Source organism: Mycobacterium sp. IS-836, from assembly GCF_001954275.1.
Lineage (GTDB): Bacteria > Actinomycetota > Actinomycetes > Mycobacteriales > Mycobacteriaceae > Mycobacterium.
Genome location: NZ_MBEU01000013.1, coordinates 44,948 through 70,725, shown reverse-complemented (window position 1 = coordinate 70,725; position 25,778 = coordinate 44,948). Strand labels below are relative to the sequence as shown.

Here is a 25,778-nt window from a genome sequence, read left to right as displayed (position 1 = left end):
TATCTCGATCCCGATACCCCGAGGGCAGCACGGTGAGCCACGACTGGACCGATAACCGCAAAAACCTGATGCTCTTCTCCGGCCGCGCGCATCCGGAGCTGGCCGAGCAGGTAGCCAAAGAGCTCGACGTCCACGTCACCGCGCAGACCGCGCGGGAGTTCGCCAACGGTGAGATCTTCGTGCGCTTCCACGAATCGGTGCGTGGCTGCGACGCGTTCGTCCTGCAATCCCATCCGGCGCCGGTCAACGACTGGCTGATGGAACAGCTGATCATGATCGACGCGCTCAAGCGCGGTAGCGCCAAGCGGATCACCGCCGTCATGCCGTTCTACCCCTACGCTCGCCAGGACAAGAAGCACCGGGGCCGCGAACCCATTTCGGCGCGGCTGGTCGCCGACCTGCTCAAGACGGCGGGCGCCGACCGGATCGTGACCGTCGACCTGCACACGGACCAGATCCAGGGTTTCTTCGACGGGCCGGTCGACCACATGCGCGGACAGAACCTGCTGACCGGCTACATCCGGGACAACTACCCAGACAGCAACATGGTCGTGGTGTCTCCCGACTCCGGCCGAGTGCGCATCGCCGAGAAATGGGCCGACGCGCTGGGCGGCGTTCCGCTGGCCTTCATTCACAAGACCCGCGACCCGCGCGTGCCCAACCAGGTGGTGTCGAACCGCGTCGTCGGCGAGGTCGAAGGCCGGACCTGCGTCCTGATCGACGACATGATCGACACCGGTGGCACCATCGCCGGCGCGGTGCAGCTGTTGCGCGACGACGGCGCCAGTGACGTGATCATCGCCGCGACTCACGGTGTGCTGTCGGACCCGGCCGCCGAGCGGCTGGCCGCGTGCGGCGCGCGCGAGGTGATCGTGACGAACACCTTGCCGATCGGCGAGGAGAAACGTTTTCCGCAGCTCACGGTTTTGTCGATCGCGCCGCTGCTGGCCAGCACCATTCGCGCCGTCTTCGAAAATGGCTCAGTCACAGGGCTATTCGACGGAGACGCCTAGATGGCTTCCGGTTCACACAACGCGGTCATCTACCACAATCCCAAGTGCAGCACCTCGCGCAAGACGCTGGATCTGCTGCGGGACAACGGCTTTGAGCCCACCATCGTCCAATATCTGAAAACGCCGCCGTCCCGGGACGAACTGGTTCGCATGATCCGCGACGCCGGCATCGATGTGCGCACCGCGGTGCGCAAGCGGGAACCGCTTTACGCCGAGCTCAACCTCGCCGACGCGAGCGACGACGAGCTGCTCGACGCCATGGCCGAGCATCCCATCCTGATCGAACGGCCGTTTGTCGTCACGCCGAAGGGGACCCGGCTGGCCCGGCCGATCGACGCGGTCCGCGAGGTTCTGTGACCTCTCGCTGCACGGTCGCGGCCGGGGCCGCGCTAGTCGCGCTGACGCTGGCCGCGTGCGCCCCGAAACCCCCGGACTACTCGTCGGTGTTGGGAACGACGTCGACGACCGCTACCACCACCACGACGACCAGCAAGCCGGTCCCGCTGTCGAAGTATCTGGAAAGCATCGGTGTCACCGGGCAGCAGGTGGCGCCAGGCAGCCTGACCGATCTGACCGTGTCGATACCGACGCCACCGGGCTGGTCGCCGTTCAGCGATCCGAAGAAGATCACGCCCGAGACGGTGATGATCTCCAAGGGCGGTAAGTATCCGACGGCGAGGCTGGTGGTGTTCAAGCTGCGCGGGGATTTCGACCCGGCCCAGGTCGTCAAGCACGGCAACGACGATGCCCAGCTGTTCCAGAACTTCCACCAACTCGACGCGTCGACCGCGCCCTTCAACGGATTTCCCTCGTCGATGATCCAGGGCAGCTACGACCTCGAGGGCACGCGGCTGCATAGCTGGAACCGGATCGTCATCCCGACCGGATCGCCACCCGCCGCCCAGCGATACCTGGTTCAGCTGACCATCACTGACCTGGCCGGCGAGGCGGTGGCGCAGTCGACCGACATCGAGGCGATCATCCACGGATTCGTCGTCGCCGCAAAATAGCGGACGCCGGGCCTCGTCCGAGGTCACCGAGATTGCCGCCATGGCAGCCCTCACGGCAATCTCGCTGCGCACCCGTCACTACTGTTGTCAGCCATGACCGACTGGACCGCCGCAGACCTCCCCTCGTTTGCCGGGCGCACCGTCATCATCACCGGGGCCAATAGCGGGCTGGGCGAGGTGACGGCGCGCGAGCTGGCCGCGAAAGGCGCCAAGATCGTGATGGCCGTGCGCAACACCGAGAAAGGTGCGGCCGCCGCGCAGCGGATGCGCGGCGAGGTCGAGGTGCGCCCACTCGATCTGCAGGACCTGTCCTCGGTGCGGCAGTTCGCCGACGGGATCGACAAGGCCGATGTGCTGATCAACAACGCCGGCATCATGGCCGCGGGCTACGCGTTGACCGTCGACGGCTTCGAGGGCCAGATCGGCACCAATCATCTCGGCCATTTCGCGCTGACCAACCTGTTGTTACCCAAACTGACCGACCGGGTCGTCACGGTGTCTTCGATGGCGCACTGGGCGGGGCGGATCAACTTCGACGACCTGCACTTCAAGACCCGGCGGTACTCGCCGTGGCTGGCCTACAGCCAGTCGAAGCTCGCCAACCTCTTGTTCACCAGCGAGCTGCAGCGACGGCTCGAGGCCGCCGGTTCACCGCTGCGCGCGGTCGCGGCGCATCCGGGTTATTCGCACACCAACCTGCAGGGCGCCTCGGGCCGCAAGCTGGGCGACGCGCTGATGTCGGCCGCCACCCGGGTATTTGCCACGAACGCCGACTTCGGCGCTCGGCAGACGCTCTACGCGGCGTCGCAGGACGTGCCGGGAAACGCGTTCGTCGGCCCGCGGTTCGGCTATGTCGGCCGAAGCCAACCGGTCGGGCGCAGCCGCCGGGCGCGAGACGCGGCCGTCGCCGCCGCGCTCTGGGAGCTGTCCGAGCAGCTCACCGGCACCAAATTTCCGCTCTGAGGCGTGCCGAGTGTGCGCCGAGGGCTGCGAGTGTGCGCTGACGGCGCCCTCAGAGCACACTCATCGATTTCCGCTCTGACGTGCCCATGCGATAACCTGACCGGGCGTCACGGCGAGGGTGGCTGGCCGTCTAACCAGCACCGTTATCGACGGGGACCGACAGATTGTCGCGATCCTGGCCGTGCCCAGAACTAGAGCACACAGGAGCGACACGATGGCCAAGTCGGCAGTCAATCAACTCACGGCGACGGTGCGAACCGAAACCGGCAAGGGCGCGTCCCGCCGAGCCCGGCGCGACGGCAAGATTCCGGCCGTCCTCTACGGTCACGGCGCCGACCCGCAGCACCTCGAATTGCCCGGGCACGACTTCGCGGCCGTCCTGCGGCATTCCGGCACCAACGCGGTGCTCACCCTCGACATCGCCGGTAAGGAACAGCTGGCGCTGACCAAAGCGCTGCACATCCACCCGATCCGCCGCACCATTCAGCACGCCGACCTGCTCGTCGTGCGTCGCGGCGAGAAGGTCGTCGTCGAGGTCCGAGTCGTCGTCGAGGGCGACGCGGTCCCCGGCACTCTGGTCACCCAGGACACCAGCACCATCGAGATCGAGGCCGACGCCCTGTCGATTCCCGAGCAGTTGACCGTGTCCGTCGAGGGCGCCGAACCCGGCACCCAGTTCACCGCCGGGCAGATCTCCCTGCCCTCGGGCGTCAACTTGATTTCCGACCCGGAGATGCTCGTGGTCAACGTTGTGGTCGCGCCGACCGCCGAGGACCTCGAGGAAGAGGGCGCGGGCGAGGTCGCCGAGGGCGAAGAAGCGCCGGAAGCGCCGGCAGAAGAAGAAGCAGAGGCCGGCGAAGCCGAGGCGCCCGCCGCCGAGTCCGAGTAGGCGGCTCGCGAGATGGCCGAGCCGTTGTTGGTGGTCGGCCTGGGCAACCCCGGAGACAACTACGCCCGCACGCGGCACAACCTGGGGTTCATGGTCGCCGACCTGCTCGCCGCCCGGCTGGGCGCGAAATTCAAGGCGCACAAGCGTTCTGGCGCGGAGGTCGTCAGCGGCCGGTTGGCCGGCCGCTCGATCCTGCTGGCCAAGCCGCGCTGCTACATGAACGAATCCGGCCGCCAGATCGGGCCGCTGGCCAAGTTCTACTCGGTGGCACCCGCGGACATCATCGTCATCCACGACGACCTCGACCTCGAGTTCGGTCGCATCCGGCTCAAGATCGGCGGCGGCGAGGGCGGCCACAATGGCTTGCGCTCGGTGGTGGCGGCCTTGGGCACCAAGGACTTTCAGCGGGTACGCATCGGGATCGGCCGTCCGCCCGGACGCAAGGACCCGGCGGCTTTCGTGCTGGAGAACTTCAGCGCCGCCGAGCGCCCCGAAGTCCCGACGATCTGCGAGCAGGCGGCCGACGCCACCGAGTTGCTCATCGACCTGGGCCTGGAGCCCGCGCAAAACCGCATCCACGCTTGGTAGGCGCGTCCACTTCAGGTGGGCAGCATGTCCTTCCACGACTTGGGCGCCGCATCGGAGATCACGTTGGATTGCCGAAACAACTGGCCGTCGGGCGTCATGTATTTGCCGGTGCGCGGGTCGTATCCGGCGAACCCCACCAATGGTTTTGGCTCGGCCGTCGTCAACGAACTCGGAGCCGCCCCTGCCGGCGGTGTTCCCGACGGCGAGGCACCCGGCGGCAGGGGCGTCCCTTCGACCGGACCGAAGGTGTGCTCGTCGGCCGTAACGCGACCATCGGGGGGGATGCCCTGCGACAGCAGATTCGGGTCGAGGGGATACGGGCCGAGCACATGTTGACGCATGGCGAGCGGCTCGTACGGCTTGTCGCTGTCACAGATTTGCACGGTCGGCGCGCGTTTACCCGGGTTGCCCATGCACGGATAGTTGCGGGCCCCGCGGACCGAAATCGGGGCATCCTGCGGGAGTTTGCAATACAGCCCGTCCGGGGTGTCGATGGTGGTGGTGTCGGCGGGCGAGCGCCATGAGGATGGTGGCAGGAAACCCACGGTGCATGGCGGCGGATCGCCGATGCTGATCGCGAACTCGCCCATCGCCTGTCCGGTCGCGTTGTTCGCCGAGAGTCCGGCGGACTGCAGCGCGGCGATTGCCGGCGGCAGCAACACCAGCAGCTGCTCCAGCGACGGGTTGTAGGTCACCAGCACCTGACCGACGGTGGTGAGGTTCGCCAGCAGGACGGGCAGCGTCGGTTTGATCTGGTCGAGCAGGCGAGAAACTTCGTTGACGGCGCCCGGGCCGCTCCGCAGCAGCGTTCGCAGCTGTCGGTCGTCGGCCACCGCCGTGCGCGTCACGCCGGCCAGGCTGTGCACCCAGGTCCGGATGGAGTCGGTCGTGTTCGCTTGTGAATCCAGCAGCGGCACAGCGTTATCGACCAGGGCGCGGGTCGGATCGGCGACAGGCTTGAGATCACCGGCCACCTGAGCGGACGAGTCGAGCAGGGAGCCCAGATCGTAGCCCGCGCCGTTGAGCCCCTTGAATGACTCGTCGAGCAACGCGCCGAGCTTGTCCTTGGGGATGCTGTTTATCAGCGCGCTGACCCTGTCCAGCATCGGCCCCACCGGCTGGGGAACCGAGGTCTTCTCAAGGGGAATCACCGAGCCGTCCTTGAGGTAGGGCGCGACCTCGGCGCGGGGTCGAAGATCCACGTACTGCTCCCCGACCGCGGAGACGCTGCGCACCTCCGCCCGCAGGTCGGTGGGAATCCGCGGCGACGTGTCGAGCGAGAGCGTCACCTCCACGTGGTTCGACAACACGTCGACCGCGGTGACCTTGCCTATCTGCACGCCGCGGTAGGTGACGTTGGAGAACCTGTATATCCCTCCGCCGGACGGCAATTCCAGCCGCACAGTGATGCGGCCGATGCCGAGCAGGGTCGGCGCCTGGACGTAGACGAGGACCATCGAGAGGATGCCGATGATCGACAAGATCGTGAAGACCGTCAGTTGGATTCGGACGAAACGCGTCAACATCAGCCGCCGGCCTCATCTTTCGGCGGGAAGTCGGTTGGGAGCGGAATGCCGGACAGTGGCCGCGCTTGGCTCACCCCATCCGGTGTCGGCGCCGGCGCGGGAACGCGATCGGTGGGCACGCTCGCCGGCGGGGGTGTCGCGCCCACGCCCGGCGGCGCATAGGTGTAGTTCAGATACGACGGATCTCCCGGTGCCGGAACAAGTCTCGCGCCCGGTTGACCCCACCGGGTGCCGAGCAGCAATGTTCGCTTGAGCCGCGGCAGCGTGAGGTCGGCGATCAGGTACATGTTCATGTAGTCGCCTCGGACGCCCCGGTCGATTAGATTCTGGCCATAGGGGAAGGTGGGGGCGTAGGCGAGGGCGGTACCGAGGTCGGGGCCGATATCCGCGAGGGCCTTGATGGCCGGTTCCAGGTTCTTCAGGTTGCGCACCAGGTCGGCCTGCGTGTCGTTGACCAGACCGGTTGCGGTGTCGCTGAAAACGCGCAGCTTGTCCAGTGCCGTCGTGATGCGTGGCCGCTCGGCTATCAGCACGTCCAGGGCGGGCGGTATCTTGCGCAGCGCTTGCGTGATCACGTCGCGCTGTCCCGCGAGCGTCCCGGTGAGGCGGTTCAGTTCCTCCATGAAACCAATGAGGTTGTCGCGCTGGGCATCCAACGTGCCGACGAAGTCGTCGAATCGGGTCAGCAGATCCCGGACCTGGCTTTCATGCCCGGACAGGGCGGCGCCGAAGTTGTGGATGATGTCGCCGATCTGGCCCAATCCCCCGCCGTTGATCACGGCCGACAGCGACGAGAGCGTCTGCTCCGTCGACGGGTAGGTCGCCGACCTGTCCAGTGGGATCGTGGCTCCGGACTGCAGCCGGCCTCGTGGCGCTTCACCCAGCGGCGAGTTCAGCTCGAGATGCATCGATCCCAGCAGGCTGGTCTGCCCGACGCGGGCCACCGCGTTCGCGGGCACGACGACGTTGGGTTTCACCGAGATCAGCACGTCGGCGTGCCAGTCGCGGAAGGTCAGGTTGCCGACGCTGCCGACGACGACGTCGTTGAGCAGCACCGGCGAATTCGCCTCTAGCGTCCCGACGTTCGCCACCTCGACGCGGTAGGTGGTGGCGCCAGGCCCTCGCCCCACCGCGCCCGGCAGCGGTAGTGAGTTCAACCCTTGGAACGCGCATCCGGTCACGCCGAGCAGGACACAGGAGCCGATCAGGTATGCGCGGACCATCGACCGCAACCGGCTCACGGGCCCGGCCTTCCTGATGGGAGCAACAGGTCCTGCCAACTCGCCGGTGCGGGTGCCGGGAGTGCTTGCGGCACAGTCCCTGTGGCGGTGGTCGGTGGCGGGTCGGGTTGCGCCAGCCCGGGTATGCGACCCAACGGCGGTGGTGGCGGTGCCGCCGGCGGCGTGTCACCGGGCAGCCCCGTGTACGCGGACACCGCCGGCGGCGTCTCCGCCGGCCCCGGAGGCGGCCCCTCGCCGCCGGGCGCCAGGCGGGGATCGGAGTAGATGATGCTGTCGGGGTTGGCCGACTTCATCAGGAACGGACTCGACGGGATCGGTGGATAGTTGAAATTCAGCAATCGCAGCGCGGGACCCAGGTACTCGGCGCACAGCTTCCCGCTCTCGCCCGCGGTGACGTTTTCGATCGCCGCGATCTGCCCGCAGATGAACTCCACCGGGCTGGAGAAGTTGTTGAACACGATGGATCCGATGGCGTCGCCCGTGTCGGGGTTGTAGGCGTTGTAGAAATTGCCGAACGCGTTCGGCGCCACATGCAGGAGGTTCTCGAGGTCCGTGCGGTGCTCGACCAGGTTGGTGGTGACGTTTGCCAATCGCTGGATCTGTTCGGAGACCTGGTTACGACTTCCCGAAACGAATCGTTGCACTTCCCCGACCGCGCTCGAGAGATCGGTCAACGCGGCGTCCAGGTCGGAGCGGCCGTCGTCGAGCACGCTGGTCAGCGTGGCGAGCCGGTTCTCGAATTGAACGATCTGCTGGTCGCTGTCGCGAAGCGCCGTGACGAAGACTTGCAGATGGTTGACGATGTCGACGATGTTGCCGCTGCCGTTGGCCAGGATCCGTCCCACCCCCGACAGTTGAGCCAGGGTCTGACGCAGCTTGTCCCCGTTACCGTTCAATGCGTTGGCGGCGCTGTCGATGAACCGGGCCATCGACGGCACCGACACCTGGCTGTTGGGGCCCAATTCGGTGGCCAGGCGCGTTAATTGGGTCTTCACCTCGTCCCACTCCACGGGGACCGCGGTGCGTTCTACGGGAATCACGGCGCCGTCGGGCATCGTCGGGCCGCTGTGGTGGTATGCCGGGGCCAGCTGGACATAACGCGCCGCGACCAAGTTCTGGGCGACGATCACCGCCTTCGCGTCGGCGGGGATGCGTACGTCGCGATCGAGGTTCATGGTCAGCCTGACCGTGCCGCCCTCCGGGTGGATCGACGTGATCTTGCCGACCCTTACACCGGAGACCCGCACCTGATCGCCCGGGTAGATCGCGGTCGCGGTGGTGAAGTAAGCCGTGATCGTCTTCGAGTGCGAGAATGACTGGTAGACAAGGAGTGCCGCGCCGCCGACGCCCAGCCCGATCAACGCGGTCGCCAGCGCCACGACTAGCTTGTTCCGGGACATCATCGTGGTCCTTGATGCTGTGGAATCCCGTTGTACGGGAACGGGAACAGTGCGCGCGGGCCGGCATTGTCGGGCGGCTGCCCGGGAATGTTGCCCCGGCGGAACCCCCACAGGTAGTCGAGGAACGGCTGCACGAACTGCGGCGGCATCACATTGGGGTCGTAGGCCTGGTAGTAGAACCCGCTGGAGACCGCTTCGCCCTGGGTGATCTCGAACTTGGCCAGGCCCGGAAGGGCTTTGGAGATATTGTCGCGGTTCTTCTCCAGAATCGCGGTTACCGAGTTGAGCCTCTGCAGCGTCGGTGCCAGGGTTTGTTCGTTGTCGTGCACCAGCCCCGACAGCTGCTTGGCCACCGCGGAGGTGTTGGCGAGGAGTTCTACGATCGCCTGGCGGCGCTGGGCCAGCACACCCAGCAGAGCATTGGCGTTGAGGATCAACGTGTTCATCTGCTGGCTGCGTTGCGACAGAATGCCGGTCACGGTGCTGGTGCTCTTGAGGACCTCGCCGAGAGTTTGATTGCGGCCGTTGAGCGACTCCGACAAGTGGATCAGGCCGTCGAACATCGGCCCCAATTGCGGTGCGACCCGGTCGATCGTCGCCGACAGTGTTTCCAGCGACTGGTTGAGCGACGCGGTGTCGGTCCCGGCAAGGTTGGTCGTCAGGTCGCTGACCGACTCCGTCAGCGAGTACGGCGATGATGTGCGCGAGAGCGGAATGAGGTCGGACGGGCGCAGTCGCCGAGCCCCCGCCGACTGGAGGGTGAGCACCCGCTGCCCCAGCAGCGAGCCCGTTCTGATGTGCGCGGTGCTGTCCGATCCGAGCCGCACCTTGCCCTTGACGGTAAACGTGACCAAGGCTTCGCCGTCGCGCAACGCGATATCCGACACCGTGCCGACCTTGATACCCGATGTCGTCACGTCGTTGCCGACCTCGAGCCCGCCGGCCTCGGAGAACAACGCCTGGTAGCGGACTGAGGTCGCCAACGACAACAGGCGCCCGGGCTGCAGGCCCACGGCGATGATGAGTGCTACGAGGACGATGCCGATGAAACCCGACCGGATCAGGTGCGAGCCGCCGTATTTAAGCATTGGGTTCCGCGCACCTCCCTCCTTGTGTCTTAAGCCAAGGGAACACAGCGGTTTCGCCCTGCAGGTCGGTGACCCGGACGGACATTCCGCAGATGTAGAACTGGATGAAGCTGCCGTATGCCCCGAGCCGGGCGAGCTTGCGATAGTTTTCCGGCGCCCGCTGCAGGGCGGCGTCCAATCGGTCCTTGTCCTGATCCAGCAGTGGAGCCAGCCGGTCCAGTTGCTCCACGGTGCCGGCCAACGGTGGCCGCGCGGTTCGCAGCAGGTCGGCGATGGTCGCGGTTCCGTTGTCCAGTGATTCGATCGCAGCGCCGATCCGATCGCGGTCTTGGGCGAGTCCGGACGTCAAGCGCTCGAGCCGGTCGATGGCGTTCGAGAACTTGTCGCCGTCCTTGACGAGCGTGGCGAGGACCGAGTGCATGTTGTCGATCAATTGCTGAATCGTTTGGTTGTTGTTGGCCAACGCATTCGAGAACGACGATGTTTTCGAAAATACGGAGTCGAGCGTGTCGCCCTCGCCCTGGAAGACCTTTACCAGCGATGCGGTGAGCGCGTTGACGTCTTGCGGATTGAGGCCTTGGATAACGGGTTTCAAGCCGCCGAGGAGCAGGTCGAGGTCGAGCGCCGGCGCGGTTCGGTCCACCGGGATCTGCGCCCCGGCCGGCAGCATCCCGGTCGAGCCGGGGCCGTTGACCAGTTCGAGGTAGCGATCGCCGACGAGGTTGAGGTAGCGAACCGCCGCCTTGGTTCCGCTGGTGAGGGCGACGCCGCGGTCGGCGTCGAACTTCACCAAAACGCTTTGGTCCGGGCGCAATTCGACGCTGTCGACCGTGCCGACCCGGATCCCGGCCGCACGCACCGAGTCGCCGCTCTTCAGGCGCGACACGTCCGAGAAGATCGCGGAGTAGCCGTTGGTCGCGCCGGTGCGGTACTGGCCGAAGATGACGAAGAGAAACGCGGTCAGCGTCGCCATCACGACGCAGAAGACCCCGAACTTGAGAAAGGTCGCGCGCACCGAGTGGCTCATCCCGGTTGTCCGATCTGAGCGGAGTTGCGTGGTGGCCCGTCGATCGGCCCGTACAGCAGTTGTTTCAGCCCGTCGGAGTTGAGCAGGATGCCCTGGTTGCCGTACTGCCACGGGTTGGCGCCCACGTCGGCGACCACGAACGGCGGAGCCGTGTTGGGCGGCACGACCGGCAGCTGTTGGTCCGCGCAGTGCGGTCCGCCCTTGGCCGAAACCTTCGGCAAATGGCCGGGGTATCGATAGCGTTCGATCCCGAGTGTGAAACTGACCGAGACCACCACGCCGGGTTCGGGCGGCGGCGGGTTCTTGGCCATCGGCACCAGGCCGGCCACCGCGCAGTTGAGCGCTTCGTGGTATTGGTTGGCCAGATCGGTGGTCGGCACCAACAGATGAACCACATCGGTCAGGCCGTGCCGATTGTCGCCCACGACATCGTTTCCGATGTCCGCCAATCCGATCGCGCTGATCAGCAGGGCATCCAGGTTGCCTTGCTCATCGACGACGGTCTGACCTATCCGTGTCGCGTTGTCGGCGACCTCGACCAGGTCGCGCGCACCGTCGGCGTAGGCGGTGAACGCCTGCCGCGCGGCGGCGACGTCATGGCTGAGGTTGGCAAGGCTGGGATCCAGCGTGGCCAAAAACGAATCCAGGTCCGAAAGCATCTGGCCGACCTTGTGACCGCGGCCGCCCAGCGCCGAGGCGAGCGCGCCGAGCGTCTCGTTGAGCTTCTCCGGTTCGATCTTCGACAGCACCGAGGTCAGTTCCTGGAAGACCGTGTTGATTTCCACCGTGACGTTCTTGGCCTCGAGGACCTGGCCCGCGTGCAGCTTTTGCGGTGAGGGATCCGCCGGTGGGACCAGCTGCACGAACTTCGCTCCGAACACCGTCGTCGAGGTGATGTCGATGAGCACGTTGGCCGGAATCAGCCGTAGCTTCGACGGGTCGATCGACAGGTGAAGGGCCGCTTGGCCATTCGGCTGCTCCTCGATGGAGGCGACGGTACCGACCTGCACGTCGCGCAGCTTCACCTTGGCGTCCGGATCCATCACCAATCCGGCGCGTGGCGAAAGCACGGTGACCGCCACGCTCTCGGAGAAGTCGCCCCGGAACAGGCTGGTGGTCATGGCGACGATCCCCGCGATCGTCGCGAGGGTCACCAGCCCGAGCATCGGACGAACGGCACGACCAAACATCGATTCGCTCATCCGGACAGGTCGAAGTTGCCGTTGGCAACGTAGACGGCCAGCGATACCAAGAGGGTCACGGAGCTAGTTGCCATCGCGACCGCGCACTTCGGGAACCGCATGCTGATCCGTCATCGCTGCAGCTCCTTGTCCGATGATCCCGGCGACCCACCCCGGCGGGCTGACGCCAGAATATGTCAGTGCTGACTCAATTGGAAGACGTCAGTACTGACAAATTTCGGCTGGAGCGGCCGACGCGATGACCTCGCCGCTCAGGCCGGCTTCGGCTCGGCGAAACCGCGGCCGAACCGCTCGACCAGCTGCCAATACTCGGGCACATTGCCGTCGCCGAGATAGTCGACCAGCAGTCGCACCTCCGGCGGCAGGTGACCGTCGACATCGGTGAAGCCGTATTCGCGGGCGAGACGAGAGGCGAAGAACGATCGGCCGGTGCGGGCCATGCGGTCCGGGTCGGTGAACAGCGCGGCCACCGCGCGACCCGGAAACCGTGGCGACTCGCAGATGTCGAGGTCGAGCCCGAACAGCTGACGCGACCCCGACGGACCCTCGGTGGCGAAGGCGAGGATGCGGTCGGCGAGCACCAAGCCCGGCCACAACCCGATCACCGCCACGTTGTGCTCGCGCAGCTCGAGCGCGGTGTCGTGGGTGATCTTCTCGATGGCGGCCTTGGCGGCCCCGTAGGGCGTCGACAGTATGTAGTCCTCACTGCCGTGCGAGGAGATGTTGACGATCAACCCACCCCGCTGCTCGATCATCATCGGCGCGGCCAGCGCCGACGTCACAAAGTTCGCGCGCGGTCCGACGGCCAGGCTGTCGGTGATCGCATCGAAGGGCAATGCCCAAAACGGTTGGCCCACCATCGATGTGAAGTCCGGCGATGCGACGTTGACCACCACATCGAGTCGGCCCGCCTCCCGACGCAATTCGTCGAAGACGGCCACCACCTGGGCGTCGTCGGCGTGATCGCAGGGCCGGGCCACCGCCGCGCCGCCCAGATCGCGGATCTGCTCGGCCGTCTTCTCGAGGCCCGCGGCGCTTCGGGCGGTGAGCCAGACGGTGGCACCCTGCAGGCCGAGCTCCAGCGCGATGCCCTGGCCGATGCCCTGGCTCGAACCGGTGACGAGGGCCACCGTGCCGTCGAGGGGTCGTGTCACTATGCCTGCCTTTCCATTGGCTGCAGTGCGGTGACCGCCGGCGGATCATGTTCGTACGGACCGACTTTGGCAGCGCCGCCGGGTGAGCCGAGCTGCCCGAAGAAGTCGGCGTTGACTTGGGTGTAGTGCTGCCACTGGTCGGGCACATCGTCTTCGTAGTAGATGGCCTCGACCGGGCACACCGGCTCGCAGGCGCCACAGTCGACGCACTCGTCGGGATGGATGTAGAGCATCCGCGAGCCTTCATAGATGCAGTCGACGGGGCATTCCTCCACGCACGCCTTGTCCTTCAGGTCGACACAGGGTTCTGCGACCACGTAGGTCATCGAGAGATGTCCTCGAGCGCCTGGTGCGCCGCGTTGTAGCCGGGCGTGAACGTAATACCCGGTCCCCCATGGCATCCCGCGCCGCCGAGGTACAACCCCTCGACGGGGATGGGAAGGTCCAGGAAGCCCTTGGGCCCGGGCCGGTTGGGCCCCATCAGGTCCGGATGCAGCAGGCCGTGGCAGAAGTCCCCGGAGGGCGCGGCGAACATCGTCTGCATGTGGTACGGCGCAAACGTGATGTGCCGTATCTGGATGTCGCGGAAGTTGGGCGCGTAGCGGCTGATCTTGTCGATGACCTTTTCCGCCATCACGTTCTTGAGCTGGCCATGCAGGTCGCGATTGGCTTCGACCGGGAAGGCATAGGCGAACGCGCTGGCCGCGTGCTTGCCCGGCGGGGCCATCGCGGGATCGTGCACCGACGGGATCTGCATGCCCATCGACGGGTTGTCGGGGATGATTCCCCTCTTGCACTCCTCCCACTGGCGTTGCTGTTCCTCCGGTGAGCCGAAGATGCCGATGGACGACTGCATGCCCGGTTCGTTGAGAAATTCGTACGGCGGGGCGAATTCCGGCAAGCCGTCGAGCGCGAAGTGGATCTGGACGAACGACGCCCGGTGGTCGCGCCCGCTAAGGCGCGCGACAAGGTCGGCGGGCAGATGCTCGGCGCCGAGCAGGTCGACGAGGGTCAGATCGGGCGACAGGTTGGATACCACGACCGGCGCGGTGATCTGCGAGCCGTCACGCAGGCGCACACCGGTCACCCGGCCGTTTTCGACGAGAATCTTTTCGACCTTGGCACGATACCTGACCTCGCCGCCGTGGGAGACGAACATCTCATGCAGGTGCGTGCAGAGCGCGCCGATGCCACCCTCGAGCTTGGTCATCATCGCCGTGCTCTCGTTCGGCACGGCGAGCGCGAACGCCAAACACGTTGCGCTGCCCGGGGTATAGGGCCCGCGGTAGGTGGAGTTGATGGCGAGGAACGCGAGCATCCCGCGCAGCACGGCGTGCTTGTCCTTGTCGGGCAGGAAGCGGTCGATGGGGTCCATCGCCGTCCCGAACAGCACCTCGTGGATGGCTCTGCGCTCGGATTCGTTTGCCGCGCAGGCATACATCTCGTCGAGGGTCTTGGGCGGGGTGCGCACCTCGAAACGGTCGAGCGCCTTTGCGGGCCCCTGGCTCCACCCGATCATCTCGGCCATGCCCGTGACCGCGTCGGCGCCGAGCTTCTCGGCGAGGTGCGTCATCAGCTGCATCGGGTCGCGATAGAAGATCATCGGTTCTTCGCCGTCGTCGCCGAGGTTGACCGACTGTACCTCGGCGTCGACGGTAGGCAGGGTGTCCAGCCCGAGCTCCTTGACGATCTGCGGGGCGGTGGGAAACTGCACGGAACCCGCGATCTCGTAACGGAATCCGTCGATCAGCTCGACTGTGGCGGCCATGCCGCCGGTGTAGCTGTTGGCCTCCAGGCACAGTGTGCGCAGGCCGGCGCGCTGCAGGATCGCCGCGGCGGTCAACCCGTTGTGCCCGGCGCCGACCACGATCGCGTCATAGTCCGTCATCGCTCCTGCTCCTTCTCCGACTCGGTCTCCGAGGCCATTCCGCGCGACAGGAGCCGCGGGCGCCCCTTAATATATGTCAGTACTGACTTAATTGGAAGACGTCAGCTCTGACCGATCGGTGTGGTGGGATGCGAGGTATGGGCGAGAAGGAAAACCTCCACAAGGTGCGCCGCACCAGGACCCATGAGGCGCTGCGGCAGGTGGCCCTCAAGCGGTTCGCCAGCGAGGGTTTCGGAAACGTCACCGTGCAGCAGCTCGCGCAGGAGGCCGGCGTCACCGAGCGCACGTTCTTTCGGCACTTCCCCACGAAGGAAGCCGTGCTCTTCCAGGACTACGACACCCAGGTGGAGTGGCTGGCCGAGGCGCTCGCGCACCGCCCCCGCTCCGAGTCAGTGTTCGAGGCGGTGCTGGCCAGCATGGCCAGCTATCCGCACGACATCGAACTGGTGCGGCAGGCGGCCCTCGCCCGCGCCGAATTGATCACCGGCGAGCAGATCGCCAGCCACCTGCGCGTGGTCCAGGCGTCGTTCGCCGCGGTCATCACCGACTTCGTCAAGCAGCGCTACCCCGATGTGGCGAACATCGATCTGGTCGCCAACGTCGCGGGCGCCACGCTGGCCGCGGCCATGGTGATCGGAGTGGAGACGTGGGGGCAGAACGGGTGTGTCGAGGATTTGGGCGTTATCGCCGCCACGTGCCTGGAGCTGGTGCGCTCGGGTCTTTCCCCGCTGTCGTGACGCGGAAGCCGTCGGTCCCTAGCTGACGAGCGTGACCGAGGTGGACCGGCGCAGCTTGCCCGACGGCGTCTTCGGAATCGTCCCCGGGCCCAGCACCACCACATTGCGTGGCCGCACGTCGACCTCGCTGACGACCTCGTGCGCGACCTGATGCTCGATGCGGCGTACCTCGGCCGGGTCTTGCCAGGCGTTGGATTCGACGGCGACGGCGAACGTCTCGCGTGAGTGACCCGCATCGAGCCGCACGGCGACGGCGCAGCCGGGCCTAACCCCCTCGACGCGGCAGGCGGCGCGCTCGATGTCGGTTGGGTAGATGTTGCGGCCGGCCATGATGATGACGTCCTTGACGCGTCCGCACACCACGATGTGGCCCTCCTCGGTGAGGTAGCCGAGGTCACCGGTGTCGTACCAGCCGTGCTCGTCCTGCGCGGGGATGAAGCCGCCCATGGTGAGGTAGCCGGGAGTCAGCGACTCGCCGCGCAGCTCGATGACACCGACGCCGCGCGGCGGCATCACATCGCCGTTGTCGTCGATGATGCGGGCTTCGAGATCCTGCAGCAGCGGGCCCAGCGTGGCCAGCCTGCGAACGTTGCCCTTGCTGGCGGGCACGGCGCGGCGCAGCGCGGCCAGCAGATCGGCGTCGACCTCGTCGACGACCAGGCCCGCGTTGCACTCGGAGAACGACACGGCCAGGGTCGTCTCGGCCATGCCGTAGGCCGGCAGGATCGCCGAGGGCCGAAGCCCGAACGGCTTGCCCGCGTCCAGCAGGTCCTCGACGTCGGCGGGTTCGACGGGCTCGGCGCCGGACAGCGCGAAGCGCAGGGTCGACAGGTCGAAGTCGCCGGGTTTCGCGTTGCGCCGCAGCCGCTTGGCGAGCAGCGCGTAGGCGAAGTTGGGCGCCGCGGTCATGGTGCCCTGGTACTTGTCGATCAGCTTGGCCCACAACAGGGTGTCGCGCAGGAAGTCCATCGGCGTGACCTTGACCAGCTCGGCGCCGAAGAACATCGGGATGGTCAGGAAGCCGACCATGCCCATGTCGTGGAAGCAGGGCAGCCAGCTGACCATGACGTCCTTGTCGACGTCGTACTGCGCGCCGATGAACATCGCCTCGGCGTTGGAGTAGATGTTGCGGTGGGTGATCTGGACAGCTTTGGGTGAACCGGTGGACCCGGACGTTAACTGCATCAGCGCCAGATCGTCCTCGCCGACCTCGATGGGGTCGACCGGATCCGACGCCAGCAGGTCGGCGACGGTGAGGACCTTGATCCCCTTCTCCTCAAGCACGGGGATGGCCACCAGGAAGGGCTCGGAGACGATGACGGCCTTGGCCTCGATCATGCCGATCACGGTCATGGTGTCCTCGGCCCAGACGGCAAGGTCGGTGCGCGGCGTCGGCTGATGCAGCATGGTGAGGCTGGCCCCGCGCATCCAGAGGCCCTGCGCGGTCGGGGCGATCTCCACCGGGAAGCCGGCGAGCACACCGATGGCGTCGCCGAGGCCGACGCCCGCGCCGGCCAGGCCGCCCGCGATGCACCGGGCGCGCTCGTGGACCTCGCCCCACGTGTGGCGGACGGGTTCGTGGGGTTCACCGGTGACCATGCCCGTCCGCGCGGTGCGGGCGTTGCGGTACATCTTCTCGGTAAACCGGCTCACAAAGGCCTCCTCGGTTCCGGCAGATTCCCCAACGCCCGGAATCTCATATTCCGCCTGCTGGGGGCTACTTTGCAGCAGGCGCGCGAGCACAGTTGGGCAGCGGTTAGGTCTCGAAACAGTGATGAGTCTGCAAACCGCGTCGGCCGTCCACCGCAGCGCCCGGCAGACGACGACATCGAGTGGTTCTGCTTACCGCTACTCGTCACCGCGAGTCATCTTAAGCAACTCTTAAGGAAGCGCCAACTTCTAGCGGCCGCTGAGTCGGATTTCACACCCCGTTCAGACTTCGGTCATCGGCGCGGGAACGACGCGGGCGCCGGGCACCGGGCCGCTCGCGACCCGGACCGTGCGGCAGACGCCCGCCCCCGACAGCTGGGTGCCGATGTCGACCGCCTGCGACGCCGAGGTGCACAAAAAAGCGCACGTCGGACCGGAGCCGGACACGATGCCGGCCAGCGCACCGGCCTCCACACCGGCGCGCAGCGTCCGCCGCAGTCCCGGGTCCAGGCTCACCGCCGCCGCTTGCATTTCGTTGCCCAGCAGCGGCGCCAGCTGCTCCGGGTCGCCCGCGGCCAGGGCCGCCAGCACCGGCCCGGGCTCGGCCAGCCGTGACGGCTCGCCGCTGTCCCTGAGCCGGTCGAGCTCGCCGAACACCGCCGGGGTGAGCAGACCGCTGTCCGCAAACGTCAGCACCCAGTGAAACGTGTTCCGCGACAACACCGTCGCCAGCTCCTCGCCACGACCGGTCCCCAGCGCGGTGCCGCCATGCAGAGCGAACGGCACGTCGCTGCCCAGTTGCGCGGCGAGCATGCGCAGATCGCGGCGGGGCACGTTGAGCTCCCACAGCGCGTTGATGCCAACCAGCACCGCGGCCGCATCCGCGCTGCCGCCCGCCATGCCGCCGGCCACCGGAATGGATTTGTCGATCATGATCGAGACGTCGGGTGCCCGGCCCACGTGATCGGCCATCAGCTCGGCGGCCTGCCACGCGACGTTGCGTTCATCGATGGGCAGCGTGTCGGCACCCTCGCCCACGAGCTCGAGCGACAGCACGTCTGCGTTGCGGACGGTCACCTCGTCGAGCAACGAGACGGCTTGGAACACCGTCGTCAGCTCGTGATAGCCGTCCTCGCGGCGATCTCCGACGGCCAGGTACAGGTTGACCTTCCCGGGCACGCGAACGGTGACCGACCCGGTGGGCACCCATTGCGTTGCGGTGCTGCCGTCAGACGCGGACACCGCAGCAGACTATCGCTGGAACGGTCGACGTCCTACTCAGCTCGCGGACGCGTGCCCCGAAACGTGCCGCAGCGCGGTATCGGTGCTTGCCTGGGCGGCGCCGTCGCCCGGTGCACCGGAACGCCGCAGCAGCCGCACGAAGTCTTCGATGGACAGGGTCTCGCCGCGCCGGGCGGGATCGATGCTGGCGGCCAGCAAGCGATTCGCCGACTCACTGCCCGAGCCCGCCCACTCGGCGAACGCGTTGCGAGATGTCTTGCGGCGCTGAACAAACGCGATGTCGACCAGTTCGAACACCCGCCGCCGGAAAGCCTCGTCGGTTGGCCACGGCGAGGTCGCGTGCCGGTCGATGCGAACCAGCCCGGAGTAAACCCGGGGAATGGGCCAGAAGACCGTCGGCGACACCATCCCGCAGCGGCGGACCTGCCCGAAGAAACGCACCTTGACGCTGGGCACGCCGTACTCCTTGCCGCCGGGCTCGGCGGCGAGCCGTTCGGCGACCTCGGCCTGCACCATCACCGTCACGGTGCGGATGGAGGGAAATTCGGCAAGCAGGTGCAACAGCGCCGGGACCGCGACGTTGTAGGGCAGGTTGGCGACGACGGCCGTCGGCTCGGTGGTCACCTCGTCGCGGGCGAGAGTCAAGACGTCGCGATTGAGCACCGTCAGCCGCTGGATTTCACTGTGCGAGTGCTCGGCCACGGTCTGGGGCAGCCGCGCGGCCAAGACCGGGTCGATTTCGACGGCGGTGACGGCGGCGCCGCGGTCGAGCAGCGCCAACGTGAGCGACCCAAGGCCGGGACCGACCTCCAAGACATGGTCGGAGCGGCTGACCCCCGAGGTCGAAACCACCCGGCGCACCGTGTTGGCGTCGTGGACGAAGTTCTGGCCGAGTGCCTTCCGTGGCCGAAATTCAAGTTCCTTGGCCAGCCGCCTGATCTCGGTGCGCCCGAGTAGCCGGATGGTCAGCGTGCACCAGCTCTTCCGCTGCACACCGGCCAGGCGCCCCACCCCTGGCGCTCGCGCGTCACTTCGGCGATGGCGATCTGCTCTTCCCGGGTCGCCAGGTCGGCGCGGGAGGCAAACCGCAGGCCGCCGTTGCGCTCCCAGGTGCCCTGATCGAATTGCACACCACCGTAATACCCGTTACCGGTGTTGATCGCCCAGTTTCCGCCGGCCTCGCAGCCCGCGATGGCGTCCCAGATGGATCCGTCGATCACGGGGGGCACATCGGTGCCGGGCTTGGTGCCGACGCGCACCACCGATTCGTGCGACGGCGTGATCACCACATTGGCGACGGGGATCCGGCCGGTCTCGACACCGTTGACGGTGGCGACCGCGTATGTCACGTCCTGCGTGCCCGGGGCGCCCGGGTCCTCGACGACCTGCCGGCTGACGTTCATTTCGGGGTCCTCGACCCGGCGGGCGTTCGGCGGCAGCGGAACCCGCTCGGTGACCCGTTGGATCCGGTTGCGCGTCACCTGGATTTCCATGCCGTCGACGATCGGCGACGTCGCACTCGGCGCCACCTGATCGCTTTCGGCCAGTGGTATGCCCGCGGCGCTCAGCAGTCCCGCGACGTTGGGCGCCGGCAGGTGCACCGTGCGGATCGCGCCGCCGTCGTTGATCTTGACCGTCTTGGCGCTGACGACCGGCAGGGCCATTCCCGCCAGCGGAACTCGGCTGCCGCGGGAGGCCGCGGCGGGGGCGGTGTCGGTCATCGCAAGCTGAGCCAGCGCCTCGTCCACGGTGGACGCCGTGGTCCAAACCTGCTTGACGTCATGGCCGTCCAGCGAGATCTGCAACGGCCGGCTGCGGCGCAGCACGATGTTGGCGCTGTCGTGTACCTGGACGTCACCCGCGGGATAGAGGTCGTCGCGCTCGTCGACCGTGTAGCCGTTCTCCTCGACGATGTCGATCACCCGCGACTTCATGGTGCTCACCCGCATCGCGATGCCGTCGACGGTCAGCGTCACGGTCTTGCTCGCGGAGACGGCAACGCCGCCGGCCAACGTCAGTACCAAAAGCAGGCCCGCGACCACGAGCCGCAACATGGGTGATGGGGATTGATGAAGTTTCGCTAATACACTCAACGCGCGCTAACCCCGACCTCAGCAACCACTTCTCGACCTACTCAGGACCTATTCAGCAGAAAACGACAAAGGGGCCCACGGGCCCACTCGTACGATCACAAGACGGTAACGAACCGGCCAATGTTCGGCAACTCCGGCGCGACGATGAAGCGCCGGTGTTACCCAAATCACCCGTCGCGCTAGGCCAGTCCGTAGACCCGGCGAGCATTGCCGGTGGTGATCGCCGCCAACTCCTCGGGCGGCCGACCGACCAGTTCAGCCAGCGCCCGCACAGTATAGGGAAGGCAGTACGGCTCGTTCGCTGCGCCCCGGTACGGGTGGGGCGTCAAATACGGTGCATCGGTCTCCACCAAAAGCTGCTCCGCGGGTATCGACGGCACGGCTTCCCGCAGGGCGCGCGCGTTACGGAAGCTGACCGTCCCCGACAGGCTGAGCGTCCACCCCGCGTCGACGCAGCGGCGGGCCATCGCGGCGTCCGACGAAAAGCAGTGAAAGATCACGGCCTCCGGGGCGCCCTCGGCCCGCAACACGTCGAGCACCTCGGCGTCGGCCTCCCGGTTGTGGATCATCAGCGGCTTCCCACACCGCTTCGCCAGGTCGATATGCCATGCGAACGCTTCGCGCTGCGCGTCGGGTTGCGCGCAGCCGTCCAGGCGCCCCGGCCAATACAGATCCATCCCGGTCTCACCGACGGCCACCACCCGGGGGTGGGCGACCAGTCGCTCGATCTCGTCGCGGGCGGCGTCGTCCAGCGCGTCGGCGCGGGTCGGATGCAGCGCGACCGCGGCGTAGACGCGTGGATCCCACTCGGCGGCCCGCGTCACCCAGCGCGCCGACTCAAGGTCGTCGGCGATGGTGACCACCGCGCCCACCCCGACAGCCGCGGCGCGCTCGACGATGGCCCGCACGCCGTCGGCGTCGCTCGCCCCGCACGCGTCGAGGTGGGTATGGGCGTCGACCAACGGCGCCAGCGGCTCGGGCGCCGGCGGCGCTTCTCGTTTACCGGAGCGGTTGGAGCCCACCGCCACACAATAGGGTGAGTCTCGATGAGGCCGTACTACGTCACCACCGCGATCACGTACCCCAATGCCGCACCGCACCTGGGGCACGCCTACGAGTACGTCGCCACCGACGCCATCGCGCGGTTCAAGCGGCTCGACGGCTTCGATGTCCGCTTTCTCACCGGGACCGACGAGCACGGCCTCAAGGTCGCCCAGGCCGCGGCGGCCGAAGGACTGCCCACCGCCGAACTGGCCCGGCGCAACTCCGACGTGTTCCAGCGGTTGCAGGAGAAGCTGAACATCTCCTTCGACAGGTTCATCCGCACCACCGATGCCGACCACCACGAGGCATCGAAGGAAATCTGGCGCCGAATGGCGGCGGCCGGCGACATCTACCTCGACACCTACTCGGGCTGGTACTCCGTACGCGACGAGCGGTTCTTCGTCGAAGCGGAAACCGAACTGCTCGACGACGGCACCCGCATCGCCACCGAGACCCGCGCCCCGCTGACCTGGACCGACGAGCAGACCTATTTCTTCCGGCTCTCCGCGTACGCCGACAAGCTGCTGGCCCACTACGAGGCGAACCCCGATTTCATCGCGCCCGAGGTGCGGCGCAACGAGGTCGTCAGCTTCGTCTCGGGCGGCCTGCGGGACCTGTCCATCTCGCGCACCTCGTTCGACTGGGGCGTGCCGGTGCCCGAGCACCCCGATCACGTCATGTACGTCTGGGTCGACGCGTTGACCAACTATCTGACCGGGGTCGGCTATCCCGATACCGATTCCGAGTTGTTCCGCCACTACTGGCCGGCCGATTTGCACATGATCGGCAAGGACATCATCCGGTTCCACACCGTGTACTGGCCGGCATTTCTGATGTCGGCCGGAATCGAGCTCCCCCGAAGGGTTTTCGCGCACGGGTTTCTGCTCAACCGCGGCGAGAAGATGAGCAAGTCGGTCGGCAACATCGTCGACCCGGTCGCGCTGATCGACACGTTCGGCGTGGATCAGGTGCGCTATTTCCTGTTGCGCGAAGTTCCGTTCGGCCAGGACGGCAGCTACAGGGAAGAGGCGATCGTCACCCGGATCAACGCCGACCTGGCCAACGAACTCGGCAACCTGGCGCAGCGGTCGTTGTCGATGGTGGCCAAGAACCTCGGCGGAGTGGTGCCCGAACCTGGCGAATTCACCGCAGCCGACACCGAACTGCTGAACACGGCCGAGGGTCTGCTAGAGCGGGTGCGCGCGAATTTCGATGCCCAGGCGATGCACCTGGCCCTCGAGGCGATCTGGCTGATGCTCGGCGAGGCGAATCGATACTTTTCGGCCCAGCAGCCGTGGGTGCTGGGCAAGAGCGAGTCCGCGGCCGATCAGGCGCGGTTCCGTACCGTCCTCTACACCACGTGCGAGGCCGTGCGCATCGCGGCGCTGCTGGTGCAGCCCGTCATGCCCGAGTCGGCCGCCAAGCTGCTGGACCTGCTCGGCCAGGACGAAGACCGGCGGGCGTTCAGCGCCATCGGCGCGCCGCTGGCCCCCGGCACGGCGCTGCCGGCGCCCGTGGGCGTGTTTCCCCGCTACCAGCCGACTTCCGACATATGACGAAACACCGGCCGGGCGCCGTATTAGGAAAAAGTGCACGGCATGGCCCCTGCCATGGGCCATAATCGGCCGGTGGAGCGAAGACGTAATCGGCAACCCAGCCAGTCGCCGATGACGACCTTGAAGCAGCTTCCCGCACTGGTCGTGCTGGAGCGGATCCCGGTTCCCGTGCTGGCTATCGGGCATGACGGCAGCATCCTGTTCACCAACACCGCGTTTGCCGAGATGGTGGGCTACGAACCGGACGAGGTCCTGGCGCTCGGATTCCACGAGGTCTTCTATAAGGCGCCCGCCTCGGACTCCCTACTGTCGGTCGTCCACGCCCTGGGCAACATGGTCGTCGAATTGGCACACCGGGACGGCTCGGTCGTGCGCGCGCTGATGAGTAAGTCGGCGGTGCGGCGGGCCGACGATCAATTCGCCCTCGCGACGTTCCAGGATCTGACCGCGCAGTTGTGGATCGAGGAGCGCTAGCTCCGGCGTCTGGTGCGCAGCACGATCACTCCCGCACCGACGATGGCCAGGACCAGCCAGCCCGCGCCGAACCACCACAGCCAGGCCAGGTCCGAGTGACTACCGCCCCCGGGCGCCGCCGCGACCGGACCGGCAGTGGGCGACCGATCGACGGTGACCGGGTCTTGTCCCGGTACCGACACCGCCGCGACGCCCTTGAGGCTCGGCCAGTGCTTGTTGTCGCTCGTGAGCCAGCGCAGCAGCTCGTCGAGCTGGAAGGGCGCGCCGTTGGAGGTTGCGATCAGCAGTGAGCGGCCGCGGTTGAAAACCGTTTGGAGAGAAGCGAACCGCAGTGACGGGTCCAGTGTCAGCTTCGTGGGTTTGCCGCCCGACTCGACGGCGTTGATCGTGATCGGTCCGCTGGGGCCGGCGGACACCGGAAGCGCGATATCCGAGTGGTTCCATCCGTCCGCGGCTACCACCAGCGCGGGATTCGACGAATCGAGCGCCTGCTGAACGCTTGTGACGGTGGTGTCGATCGGCGCCGCACTGATGCGCTGCAGGCCGACCATGATGTCGATCGCGCGCTTGGTGTCAATCAACGAGTGGGGCTCGATGCCCACCTGAACCTTGGGCATCAACGCCTGCGGCACCGACTGCAGGCCGCCGGGCACCGGTGGCGCGGCGGGACTGCTCTGCACGGTGGTGTCGCCGGTGATGTTCAACGTGAGTAGCGAGTTTCCCGCGCCAGGCGTGTAGAAGTCCCCGCAGTGTCCGATGTTGCTCGCAACATCCAGCACGACGTCAAGGCTGGTGTATCGCTGCAGCAGCCGATCCGGCACGTCGATCCAGTGGTCGATTGCGCCGTGGCCGTCGGTGGGCCAATGGTCGATGGTCTCCGCGCCGATGTTGGCGGTGATCTGGCCGCCGACGTTCGCCGGCGTCGGGGTATACGACCCCTGTAGATGCACGCGCACCCCGTGCACGGATCGGCCAAACTTGGTCTGGTCCAATCCAATTGACACCCGCGGTTGCAGCGAAGTGGCGTTGGCGAAGGGCTGCCCCAGTTCGCGCAGCGTGGCGTTGTCGCCGGGGAGTTGCGGGGTGGTCTTCAACGATTCCGCCGAGGCCCGGGAGACAAGGGCCAGCCGTGACAGGTCGTTGAACAGCAGCGCGGTATCCGATTCGTCGGTTCGTCCGAGGGGCCCCGAGATCAACAGCCACGGCACACCGGTGTTGCCCTGCAGGGAAAGCCCGGCGTCCGATCCCTCTTTGACGACAACCTGGCGTTCCAGCGGTTGCGGCGGCGTCGGCGGCCCCTGCTGTCCGTCGGGCAACGGGACCACCGCGACCTCGGGAGCCTGCCTGCCGTAGTGCGAGGCCGCGGAGGTGGCGAGTCGAATTGCCGTGTCGGACTCAGCGGTTGACGGCGCCTGCGGCAGAAATATGGTCAGCTTGCGCAGCACCGGCGGCAAGAAATGGGCCACCGTCGTGGGCGGCTGTTCGACCCCGGTGTAGTTGATCGTTCCGTTGACCAGACGCAGCGGGCTCTCCGGGTACAAGCAGAATCCGTCCAGGGGCACCAGGTAGGAACGCACCGTCACCGATACCCAATTGTCGGCGACTTCCGCTCCGGTCAGCGGGAGGACGATCGGCGCTTGATCGGTGTTGGGCAGGTTCAGCCGCGCGATCGTGCGCTCGCCCTGGGTGACGGTGAGCTGGCCGGACCGCATGTTGATCGGCAGTTCGACGGTCGCGTTCAGCGCGGTCGGCGTCAGCCCGTGCAGCACCGGCACGCTCAGCTGTTGAGAGCTGGTGAATCCCCAGAACGACAAGGTGGACGAGGACCCAACGTCGGCCAGCGCCAACGTCGTTGACTCGGTCGCGCCCGAGTCGCCGGGCGCAGCCTGCGATACCGGGGCGCTCATGACCAAGAATCCGACCACACCAGCCAGCGCAATAACTCGGCTCGCATATTTCCGGTTCATCACCGGAACAGTATGCATTGTTGAAT

The 25,778-nt window shown here is 66.8% G+C and carries 24 protein-coding genes; 9 read left to right on the top strand and 15 right to left on the bottom strand.

From position 1 onward, the window contains the following. Positions 1–32: 32 nt before the first annotated feature. The 6 genes from A5747_RS06680 (at position 33) to pth (ending at position 4,463) form a co-directional block, all read left to right on the top strand. Complete coding sequence (locus A5747_RS06680; protein WP_076060142.1) at positions 33–1,013, top strand: ribose-phosphate diphosphokinase; 981 nt, start codon at positions 33–35, stop codon at positions 1,011–1,013. Next, a complete protein-coding gene (gene arsC / locus A5747_RS06675) occupies positions 1,014–1,370 on the top strand; it encodes an arsenate reductase (glutaredoxin) (protein ID WP_076122869.1) in 357 nt (118 codons plus the stop codon). Between the two features lie 41 nt (positions 1,371–1,411). Then, positions 1,412–2,023 carry an LpqN/LpqT family lipoprotein gene (locus A5747_RS06670; protein ID WP_369805013.1) on the top strand — a complete coding sequence of 204 codons (612 nt, stop codon included), beginning with the start codon at positions 1,412–1,414 and terminating at the stop codon, positions 2,021–2,023. A 93-nt stretch (positions 2,024–2,116) separates the two neighbouring features. Continuing rightward, positions 2,117–2,986, top strand: coding sequence for an oxidoreductase (locus A5747_RS06665; RefSeq protein WP_076122867.1), 870 nt, complete (start codon positions 2,117–2,119; stop codon positions 2,984–2,986). Positions 2,987–3,200: 214 nt separating this feature from the next. Continuing rightward, positions 3,201–3,875 carry a 50S ribosomal protein L25/general stress protein Ctc gene (locus A5747_RS06660; RefSeq protein ID WP_076122866.1) on the top strand — a complete coding sequence of 225 codons (675 nt, stop codon included), beginning with the start codon at positions 3,201–3,203 and terminating at the stop codon, positions 3,873–3,875. 12 nt (positions 3,876–3,887) lie between these two features. Continuing rightward, positions 3,888–4,463: an aminoacyl-tRNA hydrolase gene (gene pth, locus A5747_RS06655; RefSeq protein WP_076122865.1), complete on the top strand. Its 576-nt coding sequence runs from the start codon at positions 3,888–3,890 to the stop codon at positions 4,461–4,463. Between the two features lie 11 nt (positions 4,464–4,474). Here the strand turns inward: pth and A5747_RS06650 are convergent, their stop codons facing one another. The 9 genes from A5747_RS06650 to A5747_RS06610 all read right to left on the bottom strand — a co-directional run bounded on the left by A5747_RS06650 (position 4,475) and on the right by A5747_RS06610 (position 14,989). Beyond that, positions 4,475–5,989, bottom strand: a complete 1,515-nt coding sequence (locus A5747_RS06650; protein ID WP_076122864.1) for an MCE family protein — start codon at positions 5,987–5,989, stop codon at positions 4,475–4,477. Continuing rightward, positions 5,989–7,212, bottom strand: a complete 1,224-nt coding sequence (locus A5747_RS06645) for an MCE family protein (RefSeq protein WP_076122894.1) — start codon at positions 7,210–7,212, stop codon at positions 5,989–5,991. The genes A5747_RS06650 and A5747_RS06645 overlap by 1 nt, the downstream gene beginning before the upstream one ends. 14 nt (positions 7,213–7,226) lie before the next feature. Continuing rightward, positions 7,227–8,630, bottom strand: a complete 1,404-nt coding sequence (locus A5747_RS06640; protein ID WP_083700190.1) for an MCE family protein — start codon at positions 8,628–8,630, stop codon at positions 7,227–7,229. After that, on the bottom strand, positions 8,630–9,718 hold the full coding sequence (locus A5747_RS06635) for an MCE family protein (protein ID WP_076122862.1): 1,089 nt from the start codon (positions 9,716–9,718) through the stop codon (positions 8,630–8,632). The genes A5747_RS06640 and A5747_RS06635 overlap by 1 nt, the downstream gene beginning before the upstream one ends. Beyond that, positions 9,711–10,745: an MCE family protein gene (locus tag A5747_RS06630; RefSeq protein WP_076122861.1), complete on the bottom strand. Its 1,035-nt coding sequence runs from the start codon at positions 10,743–10,745 to the stop codon at positions 9,711–9,713. Before A5747_RS06630 ends, A5747_RS06635 begins: the two co-directional genes overlap by 8 nt. Further along, entirely contained in the window at positions 10,742–11,947 is a 1,206-nt protein-coding gene (locus A5747_RS06625; RefSeq protein ID WP_233147973.1) for an MCE family protein, read from the bottom strand. Before A5747_RS06625 ends, A5747_RS06630 begins: the two co-directional genes overlap by 4 nt. Positions 11,948–12,198: 251 nt before the next feature. Next, positions 12,199–13,101 carry an SDR family NAD(P)-dependent oxidoreductase gene (locus A5747_RS06620; RefSeq protein WP_076122860.1) on the bottom strand — a complete coding sequence of 301 codons (903 nt, stop codon included), beginning with the start codon at positions 13,099–13,101 and terminating at the stop codon, positions 12,199–12,201. Beyond that, positions 13,101–13,427, bottom strand: a complete 327-nt coding sequence (gene fdxA / locus A5747_RS06615; RefSeq protein WP_076122859.1) for a ferredoxin — start codon at positions 13,425–13,427, stop codon at positions 13,101–13,103. Before fdxA ends, A5747_RS06620 begins: the two co-directional genes overlap by 1 nt. After that, positions 13,424–14,989, bottom strand: a complete 1,566-nt coding sequence (locus tag A5747_RS06610) for an NAD(P)/FAD-dependent oxidoreductase (protein WP_076122858.1) — start codon at positions 14,987–14,989, stop codon at positions 13,424–13,426. The genes fdxA and A5747_RS06610 overlap by 4 nt, the downstream gene beginning before the upstream one ends. A 137-nt stretch (positions 14,990–15,126) precedes the next feature. Here A5747_RS06610 and A5747_RS06605 point away from each other — a divergent pair, with 137 nt between their 5' ends. Then, complete coding sequence (locus A5747_RS06605; RefSeq protein WP_076122857.1) at positions 15,127–15,726, top strand: TetR/AcrR family transcriptional regulator; 600 nt, start codon at positions 15,127–15,129, stop codon at positions 15,724–15,726. Between the two features lie 18 nt (positions 15,727–15,744). Here the strand turns inward: A5747_RS06605 and A5747_RS06600 are convergent, their stop codons facing one another. The 5 genes from A5747_RS06600 to A5747_RS06575 all read right to left on the bottom strand — a co-directional run bounded on the left by A5747_RS06600 (position 15,745) and on the right by A5747_RS06575 (position 21,739). Next, entirely contained in the window at positions 15,745–17,379 is a 1,635-nt protein-coding gene (locus tag A5747_RS06600; protein WP_076122892.1) for a fatty acyl-AMP ligase, read from the bottom strand. 279 nt (positions 17,380–17,658) lie between these two features. Beyond that, positions 17,659–18,618 (bottom strand): 4-(cytidine 5'-diphospho)-2-C-methyl-D-erythritol kinase, encoded by a 960-nt coding sequence (locus A5747_RS06590; protein ID WP_076122856.1) that lies wholly within the window; start codon positions 18,616–18,618, stop codon positions 17,659–17,661. Between the two features lie 36 nt (positions 18,619–18,654). Then, positions 18,655–19,620, bottom strand: a complete 966-nt coding sequence (gene rsmA, locus A5747_RS06585) for a 16S rRNA (adenine(1518)-N(6)/adenine(1519)-N(6))-dimethyltransferase RsmA (RefSeq protein WP_076122891.1) — start codon at positions 19,618–19,620, stop codon at positions 18,655–18,657. Next, positions 19,584–20,711, bottom strand: coding sequence for a resuscitation-promoting factor (locus A5747_RS06580; protein WP_198938138.1), 1,128 nt, complete (start codon positions 20,709–20,711; stop codon positions 19,584–19,586). The genes rsmA and A5747_RS06580 overlap by 37 nt, the downstream gene beginning before the upstream one ends. 179 nt (positions 20,712–20,890) lie before the next feature. Next, the gene (locus tag A5747_RS06575) at positions 20,891–21,739 is read right to left on the bottom strand and encodes a TatD family hydrolase (RefSeq protein WP_076122854.1); all 849 of its coding nucleotides are present in this window, start codon (positions 21,737–21,739) and stop codon (positions 20,891–20,893) included. Positions 21,740–21,757: 18 nt separating this feature from the next. Here A5747_RS06575 and metG point away from each other — a divergent pair, with 18 nt between their 5' ends. After that, positions 21,758–23,311 (top strand): methionine--tRNA ligase, encoded by a 1,554-nt coding sequence (metG, locus tag A5747_RS06570; protein WP_076122853.1) that lies wholly within the window; start codon positions 21,758–21,760, stop codon positions 23,309–23,311. 111 nt (positions 23,312–23,422) lie between these two features. Next, entirely contained in the window at positions 23,423–23,785 is a 363-nt protein-coding gene (locus A5747_RS06565) for a PAS domain S-box protein (RefSeq protein ID WP_083700187.1), read from the top strand. Here A5747_RS06565 and A5747_RS06560 read toward each other — a convergent pair. Further along, on the bottom strand, positions 23,782–25,770 hold the full coding sequence (locus A5747_RS06560) for a hypothetical protein (RefSeq protein WP_076122851.1): 1,989 nt from the start codon (positions 25,768–25,770) through the stop codon (positions 23,782–23,784). The genes A5747_RS06565 and A5747_RS06560 overlap by 4 nt on opposite strands. Positions 25,771–25,778 lie beyond the last annotated feature (8 nt).